This is a genomic window from Parerythrobacter aestuarii (assembly GCF_030140925.1).
GTDB classification, from domain to species: Bacteria; Pseudomonadota; Alphaproteobacteria; order Sphingomonadales; family Sphingomonadaceae; genus Parerythrobacter; species Parerythrobacter aestuarii.
Map to the genome: position 1 here is coordinate 15322 of NZ_JARBWD010000002.1, position 20822 is coordinate 36143.

A 20822-nucleotide genomic window follows, 5' to 3' on the forward strand; every position below is an offset into this window, starting at 1 on the left:
TGAAAGAGGTCTTTTGGGCCATGTCCGACACGTTGTCAGCCGAAGCCAAATCCACCGTCAACCGTTTGAACCGCATTGCCGGACAGGTGCAGGGTGTTGTTCGCATGATCGAGCAGGACCGTTACTGCATCGACGTGCTGACCCAGCTGGCGGCGATCAAGTCGGCGCTGGGCAAGGTCGAAAGCGAAGTGCTGAAACAGCACGCGGCCTGCTGCGTCTCCGAAGCCATCGCCACCGGCGACGAAGCTGAACAACGCGCCAAGTTCAACGAGCTGGTGGAGCTGTTCGAAAAGCGGCGGTGAACCCTACTCGGTTTGCCCTTCTTCCGGCCATACAGGTTCTGCCATCCCGTATTCGCTTTCTGTCAGACCAGCATATGGTTCAAGCTCTGTGCGCTTGAAGACGGTCCACATGCCGAGGTCGATGCAGAAATAAGGGCGGTCCCGAACCATGTCGGCGTCGCCGAAAAAGGCAGGCCATTTTCCTGAGCAATCGCCTTTCTTGCACCAGCATGCCCGCACTTCGGCGATATCTACCGGGCCGGAAATTACTTCGCCCCCCGGCGATTCCCAGTCGCGCAAGGTGAAGAGTTTGCGCGGCATATGGTCGAGCGGCAGCGGCGTTTCGAGCCAGCTGGAAAGCTCGCGGGCCTTCGCCCACTGGTCCAGGCTTCTCCGGAAAAGTTCTTTGGAGAACTCGCCCGCCACTATACGTGGGGGATCGCCGTCCTCGCCCGGTTCGATAGAAAGGCCGACAAACGGCGCTGTCGAGTCGAATGCCATGGCTTCGGGCCGATTCTCCGGATTCGTAATCGCATGAAAAGCGGCTTCATTGCCTTCTATGATGGCTGCGACAAGCCATTGGGCAAGCCTCAGGTCGATACCGGTCGCAAGGTCGCCAGGCGACAATTCCAGCAGGTCGGTCTTGTCCGCCGAGACTTCGTCGGTGGTGTATCGCTCAATGCCGTTGAAGCTGAGGAAAGTCACGGCCACCGGATCGATGTATGGCAGGCTGTGATAATGGCAGGTTCCGCCGATGAAGGTGATGTAGAGCAATCCTTCGGATTCGGCGTTCTTGCGCTTCGTTTGCTCATCGGCTTCAGCTTGCACTTTGCCGCAGTTATCCGCGATTCCCACAACGCGCGCGCGCAAAGGCGTGCTGGCCTTCGGTATAGGGCTGCGCTGCAAGGAGATATAGCTTGTTTCTGGGGATCTTGGTCGGTCGAGGCCGAACATGGCTTCGCGGCTGGCATGCAGTGTATTCCCATCGAGGATGCCTTCCACGACCACGCATTTGAATCGCCAGCCTTCGTCGGTGCGCAACTGGGCGATTGTGGCTGGTACGGCGGTGTCGACAGTGCATGCCGGTGGTGCTTCGGCTTCGTCAGCCTGCGCTCGGAGCGGACTGAGCGCGAAAATGAGCATGACGATGAGAAGCTGTGCGACTCTGATCATGGAGTGAGGATGCCCCACTTTCACCGAAAAGCAAGCAAGATACAAAAAGGCCCGGCAGGAGCGATCCTGCCGGGCCTCTTGTTCTTGCGACTGGTGCGAAAGGCTTAGAAGCCCATTCCGCCCATTCCGCCCATACCGCCCATGTCGGGCATGGCCGGAGCCGGCTTGTCTTCGGGGATTTCCGAGATAGCCGCTTCAGTGGTGATCAGCAGGCCGGCAACCGAAGCCGCGTCCTGCAGCGCGACGCGCACAACCTTGGTCGGGTCGATAACGCCGGCCTTGACCAGGTCTTCATAGGTGTCGGTTGCAGCGTTGAAGCCCTGCGTCTCGTCGTCTTCGCGCAGGAGGTTGCCCGAAACGACCGCACCATCATGGCCGGCGTTGGCCGCAATCTGGCGCACCGGGGCGACAATTGCATTGCGCACGATATCGATGCCACGGGTCTGATCGTCATTCGCGCCCTTCAGGCCGTCGAGGGCCTTGGTGGCGTAAAGCAGCGCGGTACCGCCGCCCGGGACGATGCCTTCTTCGACTGCAGCGCGGGTCGCGTGGAGCGCGTCGTCGACGCGGTCCTTGCGTTCCTTCACCTCAACTTCCGACGCGCCGCCGACCTTGATCACCGCAACACCGCCAGCCAGCTTGGCGAGGCGTTCCTGCAGCTTCTCGCGGTCGTAGTCGCTCGAAGTGTTGTCGATCTGCGTGCGGATTTCACCGACGCGGGCCTTGATGTCGTCTTCATTGCCAGCGCCATCGACGATGGTGGTGTTGTCCTTGTCGATGGTGACGCGCTTGGCTTCGCCGAGCATGCCCAGCGTGACGTTCTCGAGCTTGATGCCGAGATCTTCGCTGATCATTTCGCCCTTGGTGAGGATCGCGATGTCCTGCAGCATGGCCTTGCGACGATCGCCGAAGCCCGGAGCCTTGACAGCAGCTACCTTGAGGCCGCCGCGCAGCTTGTTGACCACCAGGGTCGCCAGCGCTTCGCCTTCGATGTCTTCTGCGATGATCAGCAGCGGACGGCCCGACTGGACTGCGGCTTCGAGAACCGGCAGCATCGACTGCAGGTTCGACAGCTTCTTCTCGTGGATCAGGATGTAGGGGTTATCCAGTTCCACGGTCATCTTGTCGGGGTTGGTGATGAAGTAGGGCGACAGGTAGCCGCGGTCGAACTGCATGCCTTCGACGACATCGAGTTCAAACTCGAGACCCTTGGCTTCCTCGACGGTGATGACGCCTTCCTTGCCGACCTTGTCCATGGCTTCAGCGATCTTCTCGCCGACTTCCTTGTCGCCATTGGCCGAGATCACGCCGACCTGGGCGATCTCCTCGGAGCCCGACACGTCCTTCGAACGGGCCTGCAGGTTTTCGACGACCTTGGTCACGGCGAGATCGATGCCGCGCTTGAGGTCCATCGGGTTCATGCCGGCTGCGACCGACTTCATGCCTTCGCGCACGATCGCCTGGCCGAGCACGGTGGCAGTGGTGGTGCCGTCACCTGCGAGGTCGTTGGTCTTCGAGGCCACTTCGCGCAGCATCTGTGCGCCCATGTTCTCGTACTTGTCCTTGAGCTCGATTTCCTTGGCGACGGAAACGCCGTCCTTGGTGATGCGCGGGGCACCGAAGCTCTTGTCGATCACGACGTTGCGACCCTTCGGGCCGAGCGTGACCTTGACGGCATTGGCGAGCGTATCAACGCCCTTGAGGATGCGCTCGCGCGCATCACGGCCGAACTTTACGTCCTTGGCAGCCATTGGTGTTTCTCCTGGGAATTCTGTGTTGGGTTGGGAAAAGCGGCGAGGGTGGTGATCAGGAGATCACGCCCATGATGTCGCTTTCCTTCATGATCAGCAGCTCTTCACCATCGACGGTGATTTCGGTGCCGGACCATTTGCCGAACAGCACGCGGTCGCCGGCCTTGACGTCGGGAGCGACGAACGAGCCTTCTTCGCGGGTGCCGGGGCCGACAGCGACGACTTCGCCTTCGCTCGGCTTTTCCTTGGCGCTGTCAGGGATGATGATCCCGCCAGCGGTCTTCTCTTCGGCTTCGATGCGACGGACCAGAACGCGGTCGTGCAGAGGACGAAATGCCATGGTGTATGACCTTTCACTTGGGTTGAACAATCACGATTGGCACTCTTGCATCAAGAGTGCCAGCGAGGGCGCAGATGGGTGCGGGACTGCCGTGAGTCAACAAGTGTTCAGGAAAAAAGTTCAATCCCCGCGCAGGGTCAGGCGGGGCGTTTTGCAGCATGTCCCGGGCGGCGGGTCAGGCCGAGAGATTCCCTACGGCCCCAGCGCCAGATCAGCAGGGCAGCTGCCACCGTCAATCCGGTCGCGAGCCCGATCCACACGCCAAACCCTTCCAGCGGGGTCCCGAAGCCGAGCCACAGGGCCACACCCAGGCCCGGGATCCAGTAACTGAAGATGGCGATCCACATCGGGATGCGCGTGTCCTGCAGCCCGCGCAGCGCGCCGGCCGCCACCGCCTGCAGGCCGTCAGACAGCTGGAACGCAGCCGCGACCGTCAGGTACTGCGCAGCAAACCCGACCAACACGGCGTTCTTTGCTGCGTCGGGATCGACATAGATCGACAGCAACGTCTTTGGCGCGAGCACCATTGCAAGCGCAGTCGTGGCCATGAAGCCAGTGCCCATGATGATCGCAGTCCACCCCGCGCGCCGCATTCCTTCGCTATCGCGCGCGCCATAGAAATAGCCGACCCGGATCGTTGCTGCCTGCCCGATGCCGAACGGAACCTGGAAGGCCAACGCCGCTACTTGCAGCGCGACAGTATGAGCGGCCAGTTGCGACGCGCCGATATTGCCCATCAGGAAGGCCGCCGCACCGAAGATCCCGGCCTCGGCCGTCACAGTCAATGCGATCGGCGTGCCAATGCGGACGATCTCCCAGAACCGGCGCCAGTCGGGTGCCCACCAGCGACCGAAGATATGGTACCGGTGCAGGCCCCGGTCGAGCCGGATGGCGATGACATAGGCAGCCAGCGTTACGAGCGTTGTAATGATGGTCGCGACAGCCGCACCCTGCAGGCCAAGCGCGGGCGCACCGAAATTGCCAAAGATGAAGGCATAATTGCCGAGTGCGTTCACGCCGATCCCGCCTGCTGTTATCGCAGTGGCAAAGATTGGCCGACCTAGCGCTGAGACAAAATTGCGCAGAACACTGGCAAGGATCATCGGGACCAGCGACCAGATAAGCAGCAGGTTGTACTCCGTGCTGAGCGCGATAATTTCGGCGTCCTGACCGGTGATGCGCGCAATCGGTCCGAGGAGCAGGCAGATTCCCATGCCGATCAATCCGACTATCACACTGAGCCACAAGGCCATGCGGGTCGCACGTCGGATCGGACGCAAGGCCGGGGCGCGCTCACCCAGTTCAGCCGATATGAGCGGCGCAACTGCCCCGGTCAGCGAAGAGAGGCTCCACAGCACCAGGCCGAACAGCGAGACGGCCAGCGCAGATGCCGCCAGCGGCGCTTCGCCCAGGCGCGCGATAAAGATCACGTCAATGGCATAGATCAGCATCTGCAGCAGGTTGGCGAGCGCCAGCGGCCACGACAGGCGGAAGGTCGCGGCTATCTCGGCTCGCCAGCTTTGCGCTGTGTCCGCTTTGGGCTGCATCTGCGGCATAAAGCCGGCCCGGGTATACGAGCGGGTCCGACGGTCAAAGCGGTTGTTGAACCAAACGCCGATTTGCCTGCCGGGGCGTGTGTCTCACGCCACAGGTGATATTCCTGGCTTCAATCGAGCCATTTTCGACGCCGATGGGTGTGGTCGATCAGGAAGGCAGGGATTGCGGCCCAGAAGAAGACGCCGGCAAGCGCCAGGTCTGCCCATCCGAAATACTCCCGGTAGTGTCCGACTGGAACGACGAAGAAGTAGTAGGCGAGCCGGAAGACCAGCGGGACGAGCGCGGCCATTGACAGGATCCGGAACAGGTTGAAGCGCATGTGCCTGGCTTCAATCGCCGACGACACTCCGCCCCGGCGCTGGCGGCGCAGATTATGCGCTATTTTCGCCTGCCACAGGATGAAACCGGTCCCGCGGTAGATCATGGCCAGGAGCGGATGGAACATCGCCAGGACGATGCTGCCTATGACCATGCAAGTGAAAATGAACGGGCCGGTTTCCAGCCCGGCGAACTCGCCCTCCAGTCGCAGATAAAACGCGTCCGTCAACAGGATGGCGAAGGCGAGCGGGATCATGGCGCGATAGAGCTTGCGCGACAGGATGGCGTTGCGGGTAGAGCGTTCGATCGCCGCTTCGCCCTGGCGCGCGAGGCGTTCAGCTTCCTCGGCAAAGATGTGATAGGCGGTGCCGGTCGGCGAGTAGAACAGCCATCCGGCCTCGCTTTCGCGAATACAGCGGGCCAATCGCCCGTTGGCCGCGCCCTGACCCACGCGGATGACATCGAATTCGCCCATGCCGCTGGACTAGCACGCAAATCCTACCACAAAGGAAAAGGGCGGCACCTTGCGGCACCGCCCTCTTTGAAATCGACTGATCTGTTCGACCAGGCGGATCGAGATCCCCGCTTGCGCGAGGATAAGGCCGGCGGGCGAGCCCGCCGTGTCCTTACTTGAGCTCGACGGTACCGCCGGCAGCTTCGATCTTGCCCTTGATTTCTTCGGCTTCAGCCTTGTTGACGCCTTCCTTGACGGCCTTCGGCGCGCCTTCGACGAGCGCCTTGGCTTCGGTCAGGCCCAGGCCTGTGATGCCGCGGACTTCCTTGATCACCTGGATCTTCTTGCCACCGTCGCCGGTGAGAATGACGTCGAATTCGTCCTTCTCTTCAGCAGCCGGAGCGTCGCCGCCAGCACCACCCGGTGCAGCAACGGCAACAGCAGCAGCGGCGCTAACGCCCCACTCTTCTTCGAGCGCCTTGGCAAGCTCAGCAGCTTCCAGGACGGTCAGCTTCGAAAGTTCTTCAACGAGAGCCTTGATATCGGCCATTGTACGTACTCCAAATTGGTCGGGGTCTCAGTCGAGCCCCAGTGGAATGTCTGTTCTGGAAAAACCGCTTACGCCGCTTCCTTGGCGCCCTGGGCACCGAAGACGCGAGCGAGCTTGTTGGCAGGTGCATTGACGACCTGGGCGATTTTCGTCGCCGGGGCGTTGATGAGACCCACCAGCTTGCCACGAAGCTCGTCGAGGCTCGGCATCGAGGCAAGCGCCTTGACCCCTGCTTCGTCGAGCAACTGCCCACCCATCGAACCGCCGACGATCTCGAGCTTGTCGTTCGATTTGGCGAAGTCCACCGCAGCCTTGGCAGCGGCAACCGGATCCTCGGAGTAACCGAGGGCGATTGGACCCGTCAGCATCTCGGAGATGCCTTCGTAGTCCGTGTCCTTCAGGGCGAGCTTGGCGAGACGGTTCTTCGCAACCTGGTAGGAAGCACCAACTTCACGCATCTTCCCGCGCAGTTCGGTGGACTGGGCCACCGTCAGGCCGAGGTTGCGGGTGACAACCACCACGCCAGCCTCGTTGAAGACACCGTTGAGCTGGGCAACCGCATCGGCTTTTTGCGAACGATCCATGCCATACTCCTTCACATATGACCGCACGGGATGGCTCCCGGACGGCCGGCTCAAATAGCTTCGAGGCTCGTGCCCCGAAGCGAGTCCGTTGATGGGGAAGGAGGGTGCATATGCACCGGATGGCCAACTCTGGAGGAGGCCGGAAAACTCGTTTCCCCGTCTAGGCTGCAAATTAAGAACGGCAAATTCCGCTCAGCAACTGTCTCGGACGGATGACTGCCTGAGCAGTCGAGCGCGGCGTCTAGCGGAATTGCTGGCCGAGTCAAGCATCCTGCGCGGGTCTGGCAGCAAAACCGGCGCGGAGAACGAGGGGCTCCGCGCCGGTCGGATGCTTGGGGGCAGGTGTTCACTCCACCGAGGCAAGAAACTCGGTCCGGCTGTTGCACACGGCAGCGTTCGTCTCGACCTTGTACTTCTTGAAAGACCATCCGCCGAGCTTGCCCTTGATGCGGTACTCGAACCGGATCTTGGTTTCGCGCGCATTGACCTTCTCGAGGTTGCGGGTCTCGCGCCAGGTGGTGCCGGGCTCCAGCGTCTCGTTGATCACCGGTTCGGAACGCCAGCCGCCGTTGCGGCCCTTGGCCGGATCCCAGTAGTCGACATCGACGATATTGATCTTGGCTTCGGTATCGTTGGTGAAAGCCAGCGCGACATTGCGGCAGCTGTTGGCAGCATGGGCCGGAGTGGCAATGCCGAGCGTGGCAACGGCTGCCAGCGATGCAGCGGCGATGGTCTTGGCGAAAGCCTGAGTATTCATGGTCACTCTCCTTCGAAAAATCGGTCGGCAGAAACGGGGTTGTGTTCCTGCCGACCGTTCTAGGGAGAGGGCGGATGGGGCTGTATGGGGGAGATACCCCATCCGCTGTTTGGCGGGGGTGGTGTCAGGCCGCGTCGTAACTGAGCAAGTCCCCCGGCTGGCATTCCAGCTCACGGCAGATAGCCTCGAGGGTGGAAAACCGGATCGCCTTGGCCTTGCCGGTCTTGAGGATCGAGAGGTTGGCAAGGGTCAGGCCGACCCGCTCTGCCAGTTCGGTCAGGGTCATGCGGCGTTCGTGCAGCAGGTCGTCGAGTTTGACCACGATGTTGGTTCCTTCTTCAGCGGGCATCACACGGTCCCTTCCAGGTCTTCGCGCATCGCAGCGCCGTGGCGGAACACGCGGGCCAGGATGAACAGGATGACGATCGTCAGGATCGAAGAGGCGTCGAAGTCGACAGCGAAGGTCAGGTGGGCCGATTCCAGCTGATTGGCCCAATCCGACACGGATGCGCCGACGACGGCCATTGCGATGCCGAGCAGATAGACGCCCACCATCATCCACGCCATGGCGTTGAGCCGATCGGCATTGTCGGGGATGAACGGATCGCCTTCACCGACCGTGGCTATGATCTGGCGCAACTTGCCGAAGAACAGGAATAGCAACGCCACTGCCGCAAGCGCCAACAGGATGACGGCGACGATGGGCGCGACGGGCAGGGGATCCACTGCACCAGCATGCTCGGCACGGATTTCGAGATCGATCCTGTCTTGCATGACAATGAGGAAAGGCAGGACGATGGCCAATGCCGCTCCTGCAACTGCCAGCGCGCCCTGGGTCAACAGAGCCAAGATCTTACCGGCGAGGAGTAGCGGGTCGTTATGATTCGATCGGGGCACGGTTCGTTCCTTGAATGAGGTGTGATCAGGCCAGGGCCGGAGCGGCCATGATGGCGAGAGTCTGGGCCTGCGGCACGGTTACGAGGGCGCTGAAGCTGCCGGCCATGATCATGACGGCGGCGACTGCGGCGAAAAGCTGGTTGGTGAAACGGGGCATTATCGATCTCCTTGATATCTGATATTGATATTCAATAAGTCGAGTCGATCTTATTGTCAATCAATAATATTGAAAAACAATATGCGACGTATCGTTTCGCGTTATCAGGCGGCGATGGAGCGCAAACGCAAAGCGCCCGCCACGGCTCTGGCCGGGCGGGCGCGTGGAGGTCTGGGGCTGAGGTGTCAGGCGGAGGCAGGCACCCAGTTGCCGTGGAAGCCTGGCGGGATGCGGTGCGGGATGTGAATCACCGCCTGCGGCTCGCCGGTGAAGTCGTCGGCCTTGAGGATCTGAAGCTCGGTGGTCTCGTTGGCAGCATCGATCACCAGCCCGATTAGCCAGCCCTCGTCTTCAGCGGCGTCGGGTGAGCGCGGGACGAAGACGAACTCACCCGGATGCTTGTGCGCACCCAGTTCACGTACTTCAGTGGTGCCAGCCACGACATCATGCTTGAAGAGCTGGGTCGCGCCCATGTCGAGACCCTCTTCCTGAGCCAAGGCGATGCAGTAGGCATAGCGATAGGGCTGGCAGCTGCGCCGCTCATCGTAACGCGGGAATTCCTGACCGCGATCATGCAGGATGGTGCGCGCAACTCTGCGTGTGGCGGGATCGGCGACCCAGCGTTCGAACCGGGTCCACTTGCCCCCGGGGCCCTGCGGCGAGCTGTCATAGGTGCTTTCGTGGACGACGACATCGACGACCACATTCCCGTCTTCTGTCTCGAAGGCATTGGCCGGGTGATAGACATAGCAAGGTTCGTCGATCTCGCACCAGATGACATCCTCACCCTTGCCGCGGCGGGGCAGCAGGCCGAGCCGGCAACCATGGTCCGGGCTCCACTGGAACGGGAAGGCATAGCCGGCCACGAGCCGCTTCATCGAGAACACTGCCGGCAAGTCGAACACTAGCGCGTAATGTTCTGTGATCTGGCAATCATGGATCGAAGGGCCGTCCTTGACCGGAATCGGCTCTTCGCGAACCACCTTGCCATGTGCATCAACCACGGTGTGCCAGACCGTTTCGGGCTGTTGCGCGTCGTAGCAAATGGCGTGCATCTCGCCCGTAGCGGGGTCGAGATGGGGGTGCGCCGAATAGGAGTTCTGGAGCGTCCCGTCGAATGGGTTGTGCGCGATGGTGTCGAGCGTATCGCTCAGCTCGACCGGCTTCCCGCCAGCTTCGACGATAGCGAAGGTGCGCCCGTCGATCCCTACGATATTGGTATTGGCTGTGTCTGTCCGCGGATTGCGCGTTCCGGGCTTGCGATCCTCGCCCAAAGCGTCACTAACGGCGTTGGAGCGGATCCAGCGGTTGCGGTACCATTCGGCTTTGCCACCTGAGATCCGCACTCCATGGGCCATCCCGTCACCGACAAACCAGTGATAGCTGGCGCGATCGGGCGGAGTGACCGGGTTGGGGCCGATGCGCAGATAACGCCCATCGAGCTGGGCCGGAATTTCGCCGTCCACCTTGAGCGTATCTAGCGTCACTTCCTCTGTCATCGGAGTGTGTATCCCGGTCAGGTAGGGGTGGCCGCCTTCCGGTTCAGGCAGGCGTTTGCGGTTGAAATCGGCGACGGTCATGACGCCCTTGGTAACGGCGGAGCGGATGGTTTTCTCGATAACGCTGGCCATGGCTTGGTTTCCTTGCATGAGCGGGTCGGAATGTTTATGCTGTTAACATGACTGCAAATGATAACACTGTCAACATTAAATCGGACGAGAGCTATCACCATGGTGATTTGCGCGCGGCGGCCCTGGCGCTTGGGCTTGAGAAACTGGCCTCGCAGGAGGTGCCCGACCTTGGGCTGCGTGCCATAGCCCGCGATTTGGGCGTCAGCGCCACCGCGCTCTATCGCCACTTCGCCAACAAGGACGCCTTGCTCGATGCGCTCGCCAACGAAGGGGTGCGGCTGCTTGGCGAATCGCAGAAGGCCGCTGCGGCCAATGCGCCGACCGAGGATGCAGCCTTCCTAGCGACGGGCGAAGCCTATGTGCGTTGGGCCGTGGCCAACCCGGCGCTCTTCGCGCTGACCTTTACCCGCAAGGCGAGCACCGATTTGTCCGACGAGGCAGGTGGGGACAACGAAGCATTCCGGCAATTGCAGGCCGGGATTTCCAGCGTCCTTCCCAAACTCGGCCCTCACAGCGACCGCGCGAGCGCGGCAATGCACGCATGGTCGCTGGTGCATGGGCTCTCGAACCTGATCCTTGCTGGCCATATCGACAACGATCCGACCTCCATTCGCGCGGTCGTCGGTCATACTTTCGGCCTTGGCCGAGATGGCCCTGACTGCGCTTGACCCTTTCCAACACGCTCCCTATATGCGCCCCCGACCGCTCGCTTCGAGCAAGGGCGATTCATGCGCGGGAATCGTTCCAGGGAAGGAAGCAGCGGGTTCCATAATCGCGACGCTTTGATGAAGCTGCAGTTTTAGCCGCCGGGATCGGTGTGCCTTCGCTGCGGCCTTTTCGCGTCTCTTATGGGCCAGTTCTCGCGTTCGACACGGATTTTTCCTGCCGGCGGCTGCATGAACCGCTGGCACATTTGAGAAGAGGCGACACTCCTCCATGGCAAGCAAGGCGAAGACGAAAGCCGCAACCGCAGCAAAAGCTGAAGGTACGGCCAAGCGGCGTATCCGCAAGATTTTCGGCGACATTCACGAAGTGGTGAAGATGCCGAACCTGATCGAGGTCCAGCGCGAGAGCTACGAGCAGTTCCTGCGTTCGAACAAGGAGATCGATTACGTCTCCGGCCTTGAGAAGACGCTGCGCAGCGTGTTCCCCATCCGTGACTTCGCCGGCACGGCCGAGCTCGACTTCGTTCATTACGAACTCGAGCCGCCGAAATACGACACCACTGAATGCCGCCAGCGCGGCATCACCTATGCCGCTCCGATGAAGGTCACGCTGCGCCTGATCGTGTTCGAAGTCGACCAGGAAACCGAAACCCGTTCCGTGCTCGATATCAAGGAGCAGGACGTCTACATGGGCGACATGCCGCTCATGACGGAGAACGGCACTTTCATCATCAACGGAACCGAACGTGTCATCGTGTCGCAGATGCACCGTTCGCCGGGTGTGCTGTTCGACCACGACCGGGGCAAGACCCATAGCTCGGGCAAGCTGCTGTTTGCCGCCCGCGTGATCCCTTATCGCGGTTCCTGGCTCGATTTCGAGTTCGACGCCAAGGACATCGTCAATGTCAGGATCGACCGCAAGCGCAAGCTGCCGGTCACTGCGCTGCTCTATGCGCTGGGCCTCGACAGCGAGCAGATCCTTCATCATTTCTACGAGACCGTCAGCTGGAAGCGCGCCAAAGACGGTTGGAAGATCCCGTTCGAAGCCGAGCAATGGCGCGGTGCCAAGCCAACGTTTGCGCTGGTTGACGCCAAGACCGGCGAAGAAGTCTTCCCGGCTGGCCAGAAGATTTCGCCGATGAAGGCCCGGAAGGCGCAGAAGGACGGGCTCAAGGAGCTGCTGCTCCCGACCGAAGAGATCTTCGGTCGCTACGCTGCTTTCGACATGATCGACGAGAAGACCGGCCGCATCTACATCGAGGCTGGCGACGAAGTTTCGCCTGACAACCTCGAAGTGCTCGACGCCGCCGGGATCGACACGCTCGAGCTGCTCGACATCGACCACGTCAACACCGGTCCGTGGATTCGAAACACGCTTCAGGTCGACAAGGCCGAGAACCGCGATGAAGGCCTGGAAGCGATCTACAAGGTCATGCGTCCGGGTGAACCGCCGACCAAGGAAACCGCCGAAGCCCTGTTCGAAGGCCTGTTCTTCGATGGTGAACGCTATGACCTGTCGGCTGTCGGCCGCGTCAAGCTCAACATGCGTCTCGAACTCGATGCCGAAGACACCGTCACCACGCTGCGCAAGGAAGACATCCTCGCAGTGGTGAAGGAACTGGTCGGCCTCAAGGACGGCAAGGGCGAAGTCGATGACATCGACAACCTCGGCAATCGCCGCGTTCGCTCGGTCGGCGAGCTGCTGGAAAACCAGTACCGCGTCGGCCTGCTGCGCATGGAACGCGCGGTGAAGGAGCGCATGAGCTCGGTCGATGTCTCGACCGTTATGCCCAACGACCTCATCAACGCCAAGCCCGCCGTGGCCGCGGTGCGTGAATTCTTCGGCTCTTCGCAGCTGTCGCAGTTCATGGACCAGACCAACCCTCTGTCGGAAGTCACGCACAAGCGCCGCGTTTCGGCGCTTGGCCCGGGTGGCCTCACCCGTGAGCGCGCGGGCTTCGAAGTGCGCGACGTCCACCCGACGCACTACGGCCGCATCTGCCCGATCGAAACGCCGGAAGGCCCGAACATCGGCCTGATCAACTCGCTCTCGACCTTTGCCCGCGTCAACAAGTACGGTTTCATCGAAACGCCGTACCGCGTCGTGAAGGACGGTAAGGTCACCAGCGAAGTGATCTACCTCTCCGCCATGGAAGAGCAGAAGCACACCGTTGCGCAGGCCTCGGCCGAGCTCAACGATGATGGCTCCTTCGTCGAAGAGCTGATCTCGGCGCGCCAGAACGGCGACAACCTGATGGCACCGCGCGAAACCATCACGCTGATGGACGTGTCGCCCAAGCAGCTCGTCTCGGTTGCCGCATCGCTCATTCCGTTCCTGGAAAACGATGACGCCAACCGCGCGCTGATGGGCTCGAACATGCAGCGCCAGGCGGTGCCGCTGGTCAAGGCCGAAGCGCCGTGGGTCGGCACCGGCATGGAAGAAACCGTGGCTCGCGATTCGGGCGCTGCGATCACCGCCACCCGCGGCGGCATCGTCGACCAGGTAGACGCCACGCGTATCGTGATCCGCGCCATCGGCGATGTCGAACCCGGCCAGTCGGGCGTCGACATCTACACGCTGCAGAAGTTCCAGCGCTCGAACCAGAACACCTGCATCAACCAGCGTCCGCTGGTGAAGGTCGGCGAGACGGTCGAAGCGGGCGACATCATTGCCGACGGTCCGTCGACCGATCTTGGCGAGCTGGCGTTGGGCAAGAACAGCCTCGTCGCGTTCATGCCGTGGAACGGCTACAACTACGAGGACTCGATCCTCATCTCCGAGCGTATCGTGAAGGACGACGTCTTCACTTCGATCCACATTGAGGAATTCGAAGTGATGGCCCGCGACACCAAGCTGGGGCCGGAAGACATCACCCGCGACATCCCGAATGTCGGCGAGGAAGCGCTGCGCAACCTCGACGAGGCAGGCATTGTCTACATCGGTGCCGAAGTGCACCCGGGCGATATCCTGGTCGGCAAGATCACGCCGAAGGGCGAAAGCCCGATGACGCCGGAAGAGAAGCTCCTGCGCGCCATTTTCGGCGAGAAGGCCAGCGACGTCCGCGACACTTCGCTCCGCTTGCCGCCGGGCGTGGCCGGGACGATCGTCGAAGTCCGTGTCTTTAACCGTCACGGCATCGAGATCGACGACCGTACTCGCGCGATCCAGCACGAAGAAATCGAGCGCCTGCGCAAGGACAGCCAGGATGAACGCGCGATCCTCAACCGGGCGACCTACAACCGCCTGCGCGACATGCTCGTCGGCCAGACCGCTTCGGCAGCGCCCAAGGGCGTGAAGAAGGGTGTGAAGATCGACGAAGAGCTGCTCGAGGGCATCGACAAGCACGAGTGGTTCAAGTTTGCCGTGGCCGACGATAACCGCCAGGCGCAGCTCGAAGCGGTCAAGTCGCAGTATGACGAAGCCGCCAAGGGCATCGACGACAAGTTCGAAGACCGTAAGGAAAAGCTCGAGCGTGGCGATGAACTCGCCCCAGGCGTGCTCAAGATGGTCAAGGTCTTCGTCGCGGTGAAGCGCAAGCTGCAGCCGGGCGACAAGATGGCCGGCCGTCACGGTAACAAGGGTGTGATTTCGCGCATCCTGCCGGTCGAGGACATGCCGTTCCTGGAGGACGGCACCCCGGTCGATATCGTGCTCAACCCGCTGGGCGTGCCTTCGCGCATGAACGTCGGGCAGATCTTCGAAACGCACCTGGGCTTCGCAGCACGCGGGCTTGGCCAGCAGGTCAAGGCGGCGCTGGAAGACTGGCGTGCAGCCAACCCCGATCCCGAAGCCGGCAAGCCGCCGGAAGCGGTCAAGGCCAAGCTGCAGGAAGTCTATGGCGATCGTTACGAAGACGATATCGCCGGACGCAGCGACGCCGAGATCATCGAGCTGGCCGGCAACCTCACCGCCGGTGTCCCGATGGGCACTCCGGTGTTCGACGGCGCGCGCGAAGGCGATGTGACCACCGAACTGCAGGCCGCGGGCATCGACAGCGATGGTCAGTCGGTCCTCTACGATGGCCGCACCGGCGAAGCGTTCGACCGCAAAGTGACCGTGGGCATTATCTACATGCTCAAGCTGCACCACCTGGTCGACGACAAGATCCACGCCCGCTCGATCGGTCCCTACTCGCTCGTCACCCAGCAGCCGCTGGGCGGTAAGGCGCAGTTCGGCGGCCAGCGCTTCGGTGAGATGGAGGTCTGGGCACTCCAGGCCTACGGCGCGGCCTACACGCTGCAGGAAATGCTCACCGTCAAGTCGGACGACGTTGTTGGCCGGACCAAGGTCTACGAAGCGATCGTCAAGGGCGACGACACCTTCGAAGCCGGCATTCCGGAAAGCTTCAACGTGCTCGTCAAGGAAATGCGCTCGCTGGGCCTCAATGTCGAACTCTCCTCGCTGTCCGACGGCGATGACGAGGACGACGACGGCCTGAAGATCGCAGCGGAGTAACAAGGAGGACGTGGGCAGCCTTCGCTTTGCGGCGAAGGCGATCACGGAACGATGCGTATCAGCAGGATGATCCGAAACCTGGCCGGTTCACAGGGCCTCGTTATCCGGCGCGAGCCGGATGGCGCAGCCCTGCGCGCTGTGCTGGCGGGTCTGCGCCCGGTGGAGACCGGGCATGAGCTGGTGCGTCTTGGTGCCGCGCATGACGGTGGCTATCTCGTGCCTGACGACCTCGACGGCATTGCCGCCGTGTTTTCGCCGGGCGTCGATACCACCGCCGAGTTCGAGCGGGACTGCATCGCGCGTGGTATCCGCAGCTTCCAGGCCGATGGGTCGATCGAGCGTTCGCCGCTCGACGACGCCGCCAACGATTTCGAACCGAAATACATCGGTATCGACAGCCACGGCGACACCATCACTCTGGACGACTGGGTCGCGGCCAAGGCGCCTGGCTCAGAAGACCTCATGCTGCAGATGGATATCGAAGGGCATGAATGGCTCGCACTGGCGCAGGCCAGCGACGCGCTGCTCGGCCGCTTTCGTGTCATCGTGCTGGAGCTGCATCATCTCGATGCCCTTGCCACCGATTTTGGTCGGCTGGTGATGGCTCCCGTGATTACCCGCCTGTCGCGGCATTTCGATGTCGTGCACATGCATGCCAACAACCATGCCGAGCCGCTTGCCACCCGCGACGGCGAGCTGCTCGAGCTGGTCGAAGTGACGCTGCTGCGGAAGGATCGTTCGCAGAAACGTGAGCCGGTCTCGCAGCTGCCGCATCCGCTCGATGCCGACAATGTCCCTGACCGGCCCCCGATACAATTGCCGCCCACCCTATCCGGAATGACCTGACACAAGTCCGCCGCCCGCCCGATGAATTGAGAAGCCGCCGCAAGGCGCACAGGAACCGAAGAAACGCCATGAACGAACTGACCAAATTCACCAACCAGATGGCCAAGCCCGAAACGTTCGACCAGATCCAGATCGGGATCGCGAGCCCCGAGCGTATCCGCAGCTGGTCGTTCGGCGAGATCAAGAAGCCGGAAACGATCAACTACCGGACGTTCAAGCCCGAACGTGACGGGTTGTTCTGTGCCCGCATCTTCGGTCCGGTGAAGGATTACGAATGCCTGTGCGGCAAGTACAAGCGCATGAAGTACAAGGGCGTCGTGTGCGAGAAGTGCGGCGTCGAAGTCACTGTCACCAAGGTTCGCCGCGAGCGCATGGGCCACATCGAGCTGGCGGCTCCGGTGGCACACATCTGGTTCCTGAAGTCGCTGCCATCGCGCATCGGCCTGCTGCTCGACATGCAATTGAAGCAGCTCGAGCGGGTTCTCTATTTCGAGAACTACATCGTCACCGAGCCGGGCCTGACCCCTCTGGAGAAGTTCCAGCTGCTGACCGAGGACGAGCTCCTCGAAGCGCAGGACGAGTATGGCGAAGATGCCTTCACCGCCGGGATCGGCGCCGAAGCGGTCAAGATCATGCTAATGGACCTCGATCTCGAGCAGGAGAAAGAGGACCTGATGGAAGAGCTGGCGACCACCAAGTCCAAGCTCAAGCCCGCCAAGATCATCAAGCGCCTTAAGGTCGTCGAGAGCTTCATCGAATCCGGCAACCGTCCGGAATGGATGATCCTCGAAGTCGTTCCGGTCATTCCGCCCGAGCTGCGCCCGCTGGTGCCGCTCGACGGTGGCCGGTTCGCGACCTCGGACCTCAACGATCTCTATCGCCGCGTCATCAACCGCAACAACCGCTTGAAGCGCCTGATCGAGCTGCGCGCGCCGGATATCATCGTCCGCAACGAGAAGCGCATGCTGCAGGAATCGGTCGATGCGCTGTTCGACAACGGTCGCCGCGGCCGTGTGATCACCGGTGCCAACAAGCGACCGCTCAAGTCGCTCAGCGACATGCTCAAGGGCAAGCAGGGTCGCTTCCGCCAGAACCTGCTCGGCAAGCGCGTCGACTATTCGGGCCGCTCGGTCATCGTGACCGGGCCGGAGCTCAAGCTGCACCAGTGCGGCCTGCCCAAGAAGATGGCGCTCGAGCTGTTCAAGCCGTTCATCTACGCCCGTCTCGATGCCAAGGGTCTGTCGATGACCCTCAAGCAGGCCAAGAAGTGGGTCGAGAAGGAGCGCAAGGAAGTCTGGGACATCCTCGACGAAGTCATTCGCGAGCACCCGGTCCTCTTGAACCGCGCGCCGACGCTTCACCGTCTTGGCATCCAGGCGTTCGAGCCGGTGCTGATCGAAGGCAAGGCCATCCAGCTGCACCCGCTCGTCTGCTCGGCCTTCAACGCCGACTTCGATGGTGACCAGATGGCTGTCCACGTTCCGCTGAGCCTCGAGGCACAGCTGGAAGCGCGCGTGCTGATGATGTCGACCAACAACATCCTCTCGCCCGCCAACGGCAAGCCGATCATCGTGCCTTCACAGGACATGGTCCTCGGCCTCTACTACCTCTCGATGGAGCGGCAGGAGAAGACGCCCGAGTTCATCGAAGAGAACGGTGAGAAGATCGAGAAGCTGCCGCGCTTTGCCGACATGGCCGAAGTCCACCAGGCGTTGGAAACCAAGTCGGTTACGCTGCACACCAAGATCATCGCTCGCGTCCCGCAGGCCGATGAAGACGGCAAGACGCAAATGAAGCGCTTCGTCACCACGCCGGGCCGTATGCTGATCGGCGAATGCCTGCCGAAGAACCACAAGGTTCCTTACGACATCGTCAACCGCCTCCTGACCAAGAAGGAAATCGGCGACGTCATCGACCAGGTCTATCGTCATACCGGCCAGAAGGACACGGTGCTGTTCGCTGACGCCATCATGGTCCTCGGCTTCCGCCACGCGTTCAAGGCCGGCATCAGCTTCGGCAAGGACGACATGATCATTCCGGACAGCAAGGAAGGCATGATCGAGGAAACCAAGAAGCTGGTTGCCGACTATGAGCAGCAGTATCAGGACGGCCTGATCACCCAGCAGGAAAAGTACAACAAGGTGATCGACGCCTGGAGCCGCTGTGGCGACCAGGTGGCCGACGCCATGATGGCGGAGATCAAGTCGCAGACCTTCGACAAGGATGGCAAGGAATCGCAGATCAACTCGATCTACATGATGAGCCACTCGGGCGCGCGTGGTTCGCCGGCACAGATGAAGCAGCTCGCCGGCATGCGCGGCCTCATGGCCAAGCCGTCGGGCGAGATCATCGAGAACCCGATCATCTCGAACTTCAAGGAGGGCCTGACCGTCCTTGAATACTTCAACTCGACTCACGGTGCGCGCAAGGGCCTCGCCGATACCGCGCTCAAGACCGCGAACTCGGGCTACCTGACTCGCCGTCTCGTCGACGTGTCGCAGGATTGCGTCATCGTCGAGGAAGACTGCAAGACCGACAACGCGCTGGAAATGCGCGCGATCGTGCAGGGTGGTTCGGTGATCGCATCGCTCGGTGAACGTATCCTTGGTCGTACGCTGGTCGAAGACCTCGTCAATGCCAAGACCGGGGAAGTCATCGTCAAGGCCGGCACGCTGATGGACGAGCCGATGGTCAAGGCCATCGAGGAAGCCGAAGTGCAGGTCGCCAAGATCCGCTCGCCACTGGTCTGCGAAGCCGACCAGGGCGTGTGCGCCAAGTGCTACGGCCGCGACCTGGCTCGCGGTACGCCGGTAAACATCGGTGAAGCTGTCGGCGTCATCGCCGCGCAGTCGATCGGTGAGCCGGGCACCCAGTTGACCATGCGGACCTTCCACATCGGCGGCGCGGCACAGCTCAACGAAACCAGCCACCTGGAGTCGATTTCGGACGGTAAGGTCGAATATCGCGACATGCCGACTATCGTTGACAAGCGTGGTCGCATTCTCAGCCTCGCTCGCAACGGCGAGCTGGCGGTGATCGACGCTGAAGGCCGCGAGCGCGAAATCCACAAGGTTCCTTACGGTACCGTGCTGATGCACAAGGATGGCGCCAAGGTGAAGGAAGGCGATCGCCTGGCTGAATGGGACCCGTTCTCCTTGCCGATCATCACCGAACAGTCGGGTGTCGTGAAGTTCCAGGACCTCGTCGAAGGCACCACTCTCGAAGAGCAGACCGACGACGCCACCGGGATCGCCCAGCGTGTCGTCACGGAAAACCGTGCCACCGGTCGCAAGAAGAAGGAAGACCTGCGTCCGCGCCTGACTCTCTTCAACGAAGGGGCCAAGGACGGCGAAGACGAAGCAGCGCGCTATATGCTCGCTCCGGGTACGACACTGTCGGTCGAAGACGGCCAGACCGTCGAAGCAGGCGACATCCTCGCCCGTGCTTCGCGTGAAGCCGCCAAGACCCGCGACATCACCGGCGGTCTGCCGCGTGTTGCCGAGCTGTTCGAAGCGCGTATTCCGAAGGACAATGCGATCATCGCCAAGATTTCCGGCAAGATCGAATTCGTTCGCGAATACAAGGCCAAGCGCAAGATCGCGATCGTTCCCGAGGAAGGTGAAGCAGTCGAGTACCTGATCCCCAAGACCAAGGTGATCGACGTCCAGGAAGGCGACTTCGTGAAGAAGGGCGATACCCTGATCTCGGGCAGCCCGAACCCGCACGACATCCTCGATGTCCTGGGCGTCGAAGCGCTGGCCGAGTATCTCTGCACCGAGATCCAGGAAGTCTACCGACTGCAGGGCGTGAAGATCAACGACAAGCACATCGAGGTGATCGTTCGCCAGATGCTGCAGAAGGTCGAGATCACCGATGGCGGCGACACCGTGCTGCTGCCGGGCGAACAGGTCGATCGTGAAGAAATGGACGAAGCCAACGCCAAGCTTGGCAAGGGCAAGAAGCCGGCAACCGGCAATCCGGTCCTGCTCGGCATCACCAAGGCTTCGCTCCAGACCCGTTCGTTCATTTCGGCGGCGTCGTTCCAGGAGACTACCCGTGTCCTCACTCAGGCTTCGGTCGAAGGCAAGAAGGACACGCTGATCGGTCTGAAGGAGAACGTTATCGTCGGTCGCCTGATCCCCGCCGGTACCGGTGCAGGCATGAACCGTATGCGCGTGACCGCTTCGGCCCGCGACGCTGCGCTGCGCGCGCAGTGGAAGAAGCAGCAGGAAGCCCTCGCTGCCTCAGGCGAAGCAGAGAAGGAACCGGAAGCCGAGGTGATGGATGCCGACGCCATGGCCGCTGCTATGGGCGGCGGCGACGCCAAGCCGGAAGCTCCCGAGGCGACCGAAGAGTAAGCCGGTTCTCCAGCTGACAGGAATTACCCCGCCGGAGGTTCGCTTCC

17 protein-coding genes are annotated in these 20822 nt (G+C 61.7%); 5 read left to right on the forward strand and 12 right to left on the reverse strand.

Annotation, left to right across the window (positions count from 1 at the left end; translation table 11 throughout):
• Positions 1–20 precede the first annotated feature (20 nt).
• Complete coding sequence (locus QPW08_RS13140; protein WP_284126365.1) at positions 21–302, forward strand: metal-sensitive transcriptional regulator; 282 nt, start codon at positions 21–23, stop codon at positions 300–302.
• 3 nt (positions 303–305) lie between these two features.
• Here the strand turns inward: QPW08_RS13140 and QPW08_RS13145 are convergent, their stop codons facing one another.
• From QPW08_RS13145 to QPW08_RS13200, 12 genes are all read right to left on the reverse strand, one after another.
• Complete coding sequence (locus QPW08_RS13145) at positions 306–1454, reverse strand: hypothetical protein (RefSeq protein WP_284126366.1); 1149 nt, start codon at positions 1452–1454, stop codon at positions 306–308.
• Positions 1455–1558: 104 nt separating this feature from the next.
• Positions 1559–3205: a chaperonin GroEL gene (gene groL / locus QPW08_RS13150; protein WP_284126367.1), complete on the reverse strand. Its 1647-nt coding sequence runs from the start codon at positions 3203–3205 to the stop codon at positions 1559–1561.
• A 55-nt stretch (positions 3206–3260) separates the two neighbouring features.
• Positions 3261–3545, reverse strand: a complete 285-nt coding sequence (locus QPW08_RS13155; protein ID WP_284126368.1) for a co-chaperone GroES — start codon at positions 3543–3545, stop codon at positions 3261–3263.
• A 137-nt stretch (positions 3546–3682) separates the two neighbouring features.
• Positions 3683–5101 (reverse strand): MATE family efflux transporter, encoded by a 1419-nt coding sequence (locus tag QPW08_RS13160; protein WP_284126369.1) that lies wholly within the window; start codon positions 5099–5101, stop codon positions 3683–3685.
• 110 nt (positions 5102–5211) lie between these two features.
• Positions 5212–5895: a hypothetical protein gene (locus tag QPW08_RS13165; RefSeq protein ID WP_284126370.1), complete on the reverse strand. Its 684-nt coding sequence runs from the start codon at positions 5893–5895 to the stop codon at positions 5212–5214.
• A 151-nt stretch (positions 5896–6046) separates the two neighbouring features.
• The gene (gene rplL, locus QPW08_RS13170; RefSeq protein ID WP_284126371.1) at positions 6047–6424 is read right to left on the reverse strand and encodes a 50S ribosomal protein L7/L12; all 378 of its coding nucleotides are present in this window, start codon (positions 6422–6424) and stop codon (positions 6047–6049) included.
• Between the two features lie 68 nt (positions 6425–6492).
• A complete protein-coding gene (rplJ, locus tag QPW08_RS13175) occupies positions 6493–7008 on the reverse strand; it encodes a 50S ribosomal protein L10 (RefSeq protein ID WP_284126372.1) in 516 nt (171 codons plus the stop codon).
• A gap of 346 nt (positions 7009–7354) precedes the next feature.
• A complete protein-coding gene (locus tag QPW08_RS13180; protein ID WP_284126373.1) occupies positions 7355–7765 on the reverse strand; it encodes a hypothetical protein in 411 nt (136 codons plus the stop codon).
• Between the two features lie 124 nt (positions 7766–7889).
• A complete protein-coding gene (locus tag QPW08_RS13185) occupies positions 7890–8114 on the reverse strand; it encodes a helix-turn-helix domain-containing protein (RefSeq protein WP_284126374.1) in 225 nt (74 codons plus the stop codon).
• Entirely contained in the window at positions 8114–8614 is a 501-nt protein-coding gene (locus tag QPW08_RS13190; protein WP_284126375.1) for a DUF2975 domain-containing protein, read from the reverse strand. Before QPW08_RS13190 ends, QPW08_RS13185 begins: the two co-directional genes overlap by 1 nt.
• 73 nt (positions 8615–8687) lie before the next feature.
• Positions 8688–8819, reverse strand: a complete 132-nt coding sequence (locus QPW08_RS13195) for a hypothetical protein (protein ID WP_284126376.1) — start codon at positions 8817–8819, stop codon at positions 8688–8690.
• Positions 8820–9004: 185 nt separating this feature from the next.
• Positions 9005–10450 (reverse strand): 8'-apo-carotenoid 13,14-cleaving dioxygenase, encoded by a 1446-nt coding sequence (locus tag QPW08_RS13200; protein WP_284126377.1) that lies wholly within the window; start codon positions 10448–10450, stop codon positions 9005–9007.
• Between the two features lie 47 nt (positions 10451–10497).
• Between QPW08_RS13200 and QPW08_RS13205 the strand changes: the two genes are divergently transcribed.
• The 4 genes from QPW08_RS13205 (at position 10498) to rpoC (ending at position 20775) form a co-directional block, all read left to right on the forward strand.
• The gene (locus QPW08_RS13205) at positions 10498–11118 is read left to right on the forward strand and encodes a TetR/AcrR family transcriptional regulator (RefSeq protein ID WP_284126378.1); all 621 of its coding nucleotides are present in this window, start codon (positions 10498–10500) and stop codon (positions 11116–11118) included.
• 268 nt (positions 11119–11386) lie between these two features.
• Positions 11387–15571 carry a DNA-directed RNA polymerase subunit beta gene (gene rpoB, locus QPW08_RS13210; protein ID WP_284126379.1) on the forward strand — a complete coding sequence of 1395 codons (4185 nt, stop codon included), beginning with the start codon at positions 11387–11389 and terminating at the stop codon, positions 15569–15571.
• A 51-nt stretch (positions 15572–15622) separates the two neighbouring features.
• Complete coding sequence (locus QPW08_RS13215) at positions 15623–16417, forward strand: FkbM family methyltransferase (protein ID WP_284126380.1); 795 nt, start codon at positions 15623–15625, stop codon at positions 16415–16417.
• Between the two features lie 68 nt (positions 16418–16485).
• The gene (rpoC, locus tag QPW08_RS13220) at positions 16486–20775 is read left to right on the forward strand and encodes a DNA-directed RNA polymerase subunit beta' (protein WP_284126381.1); all 4290 of its coding nucleotides are present in this window, start codon (positions 16486–16488) and stop codon (positions 20773–20775) included.
• Positions 20776–20822: the final 47 nt, after the last annotated feature.

Coding starts and splice junctions, on each gene's coding strand:
- rpoC (WP_284126381.1), top strand. CDS start 16,486: ATGAACGAACTGACCAAATTCACCAACCAGATGGCCAAGCCCGAAACG.
- rplL (WP_284126371.1), bottom strand. CDS start 6,424: ATGGCCGATATCAAGGCTCTCGTTGAAGAACTTTCGAAGCTGACCGTC.
- QPW08_RS13205 (WP_284126378.1), top strand. CDS start 10,498: ATGACTGCAAATGATAACACTGTCAACATTAAATCGGACGAGAGCTAT.
- QPW08_RS13215 (WP_284126380.1), top strand. CDS start 15,623: ATGCGTATCAGCAGGATGATCCGAAACCTGGCCGGTTCACAGGGCCTC.
- QPW08_RS13145 (WP_284126366.1), bottom strand. CDS start 1,454: ATGATCAGAGTCGCACAGCTTCTCATCGTCATGCTCATTTTCGCGCTC.
- QPW08_RS13165 (WP_284126370.1), bottom strand. CDS start 5,895: ATGGGCGAATTCGATGTCATCCGCGTGGGTCAGGGCGCGGCCAACGGG.
- QPW08_RS13200 (WP_284126377.1), bottom strand. CDS start 10,450: ATGGCCAGCGTTATCGAGAAAACCATCCGCTCCGCCGTTACCAAGGGC.
- QPW08_RS13180 (WP_284126373.1), bottom strand. CDS start 7,765: ATGAATACTCAGGCTTTCGCCAAGACCATCGCCGCTGCATCGCTGGCA.
- QPW08_RS13185 (WP_284126374.1), bottom strand. CDS start 8,114: ATGCCCGCTGAAGAAGGAACCAACATCGTGGTCAAACTCGACGACCTG.
- QPW08_RS13140 (WP_284126365.1), top strand. CDS start 21: ATGTCCGACACGTTGTCAGCCGAAGCCAAATCCACCGTCAACCGTTTG.
- QPW08_RS13160 (WP_284126369.1), bottom strand. CDS start 5,101: ATGCCGCAGATGCAGCCCAAAGCGGACACAGCGCAAAGCTGGCGAGCC.
- rplJ (WP_284126372.1), bottom strand. CDS start 7,008: ATGGATCGTTCGCAAAAAGCCGATGCGGTTGCCCAGCTCAACGGTGTC.
- QPW08_RS13195 (WP_284126376.1), bottom strand. CDS start 8,819: ATGCCCCGTTTCACCAACCAGCTTTTCGCCGCAGTCGCCGCCGTCATG.
- rpoB (WP_284126379.1), top strand. CDS start 11,387: ATGGCAAGCAAGGCGAAGACGAAAGCCGCAACCGCAGCAAAAGCTGAA.
- QPW08_RS13155 (WP_284126368.1), bottom strand. CDS start 3,545: ATGGCATTTCGTCCTCTGCACGACCGCGTTCTGGTCCGTCGCATCGAA.
- groL (WP_284126367.1), bottom strand. CDS start 3,205: ATGGCTGCCAAGGACGTAAAGTTCGGCCGTGATGCGCGCGAGCGCATC.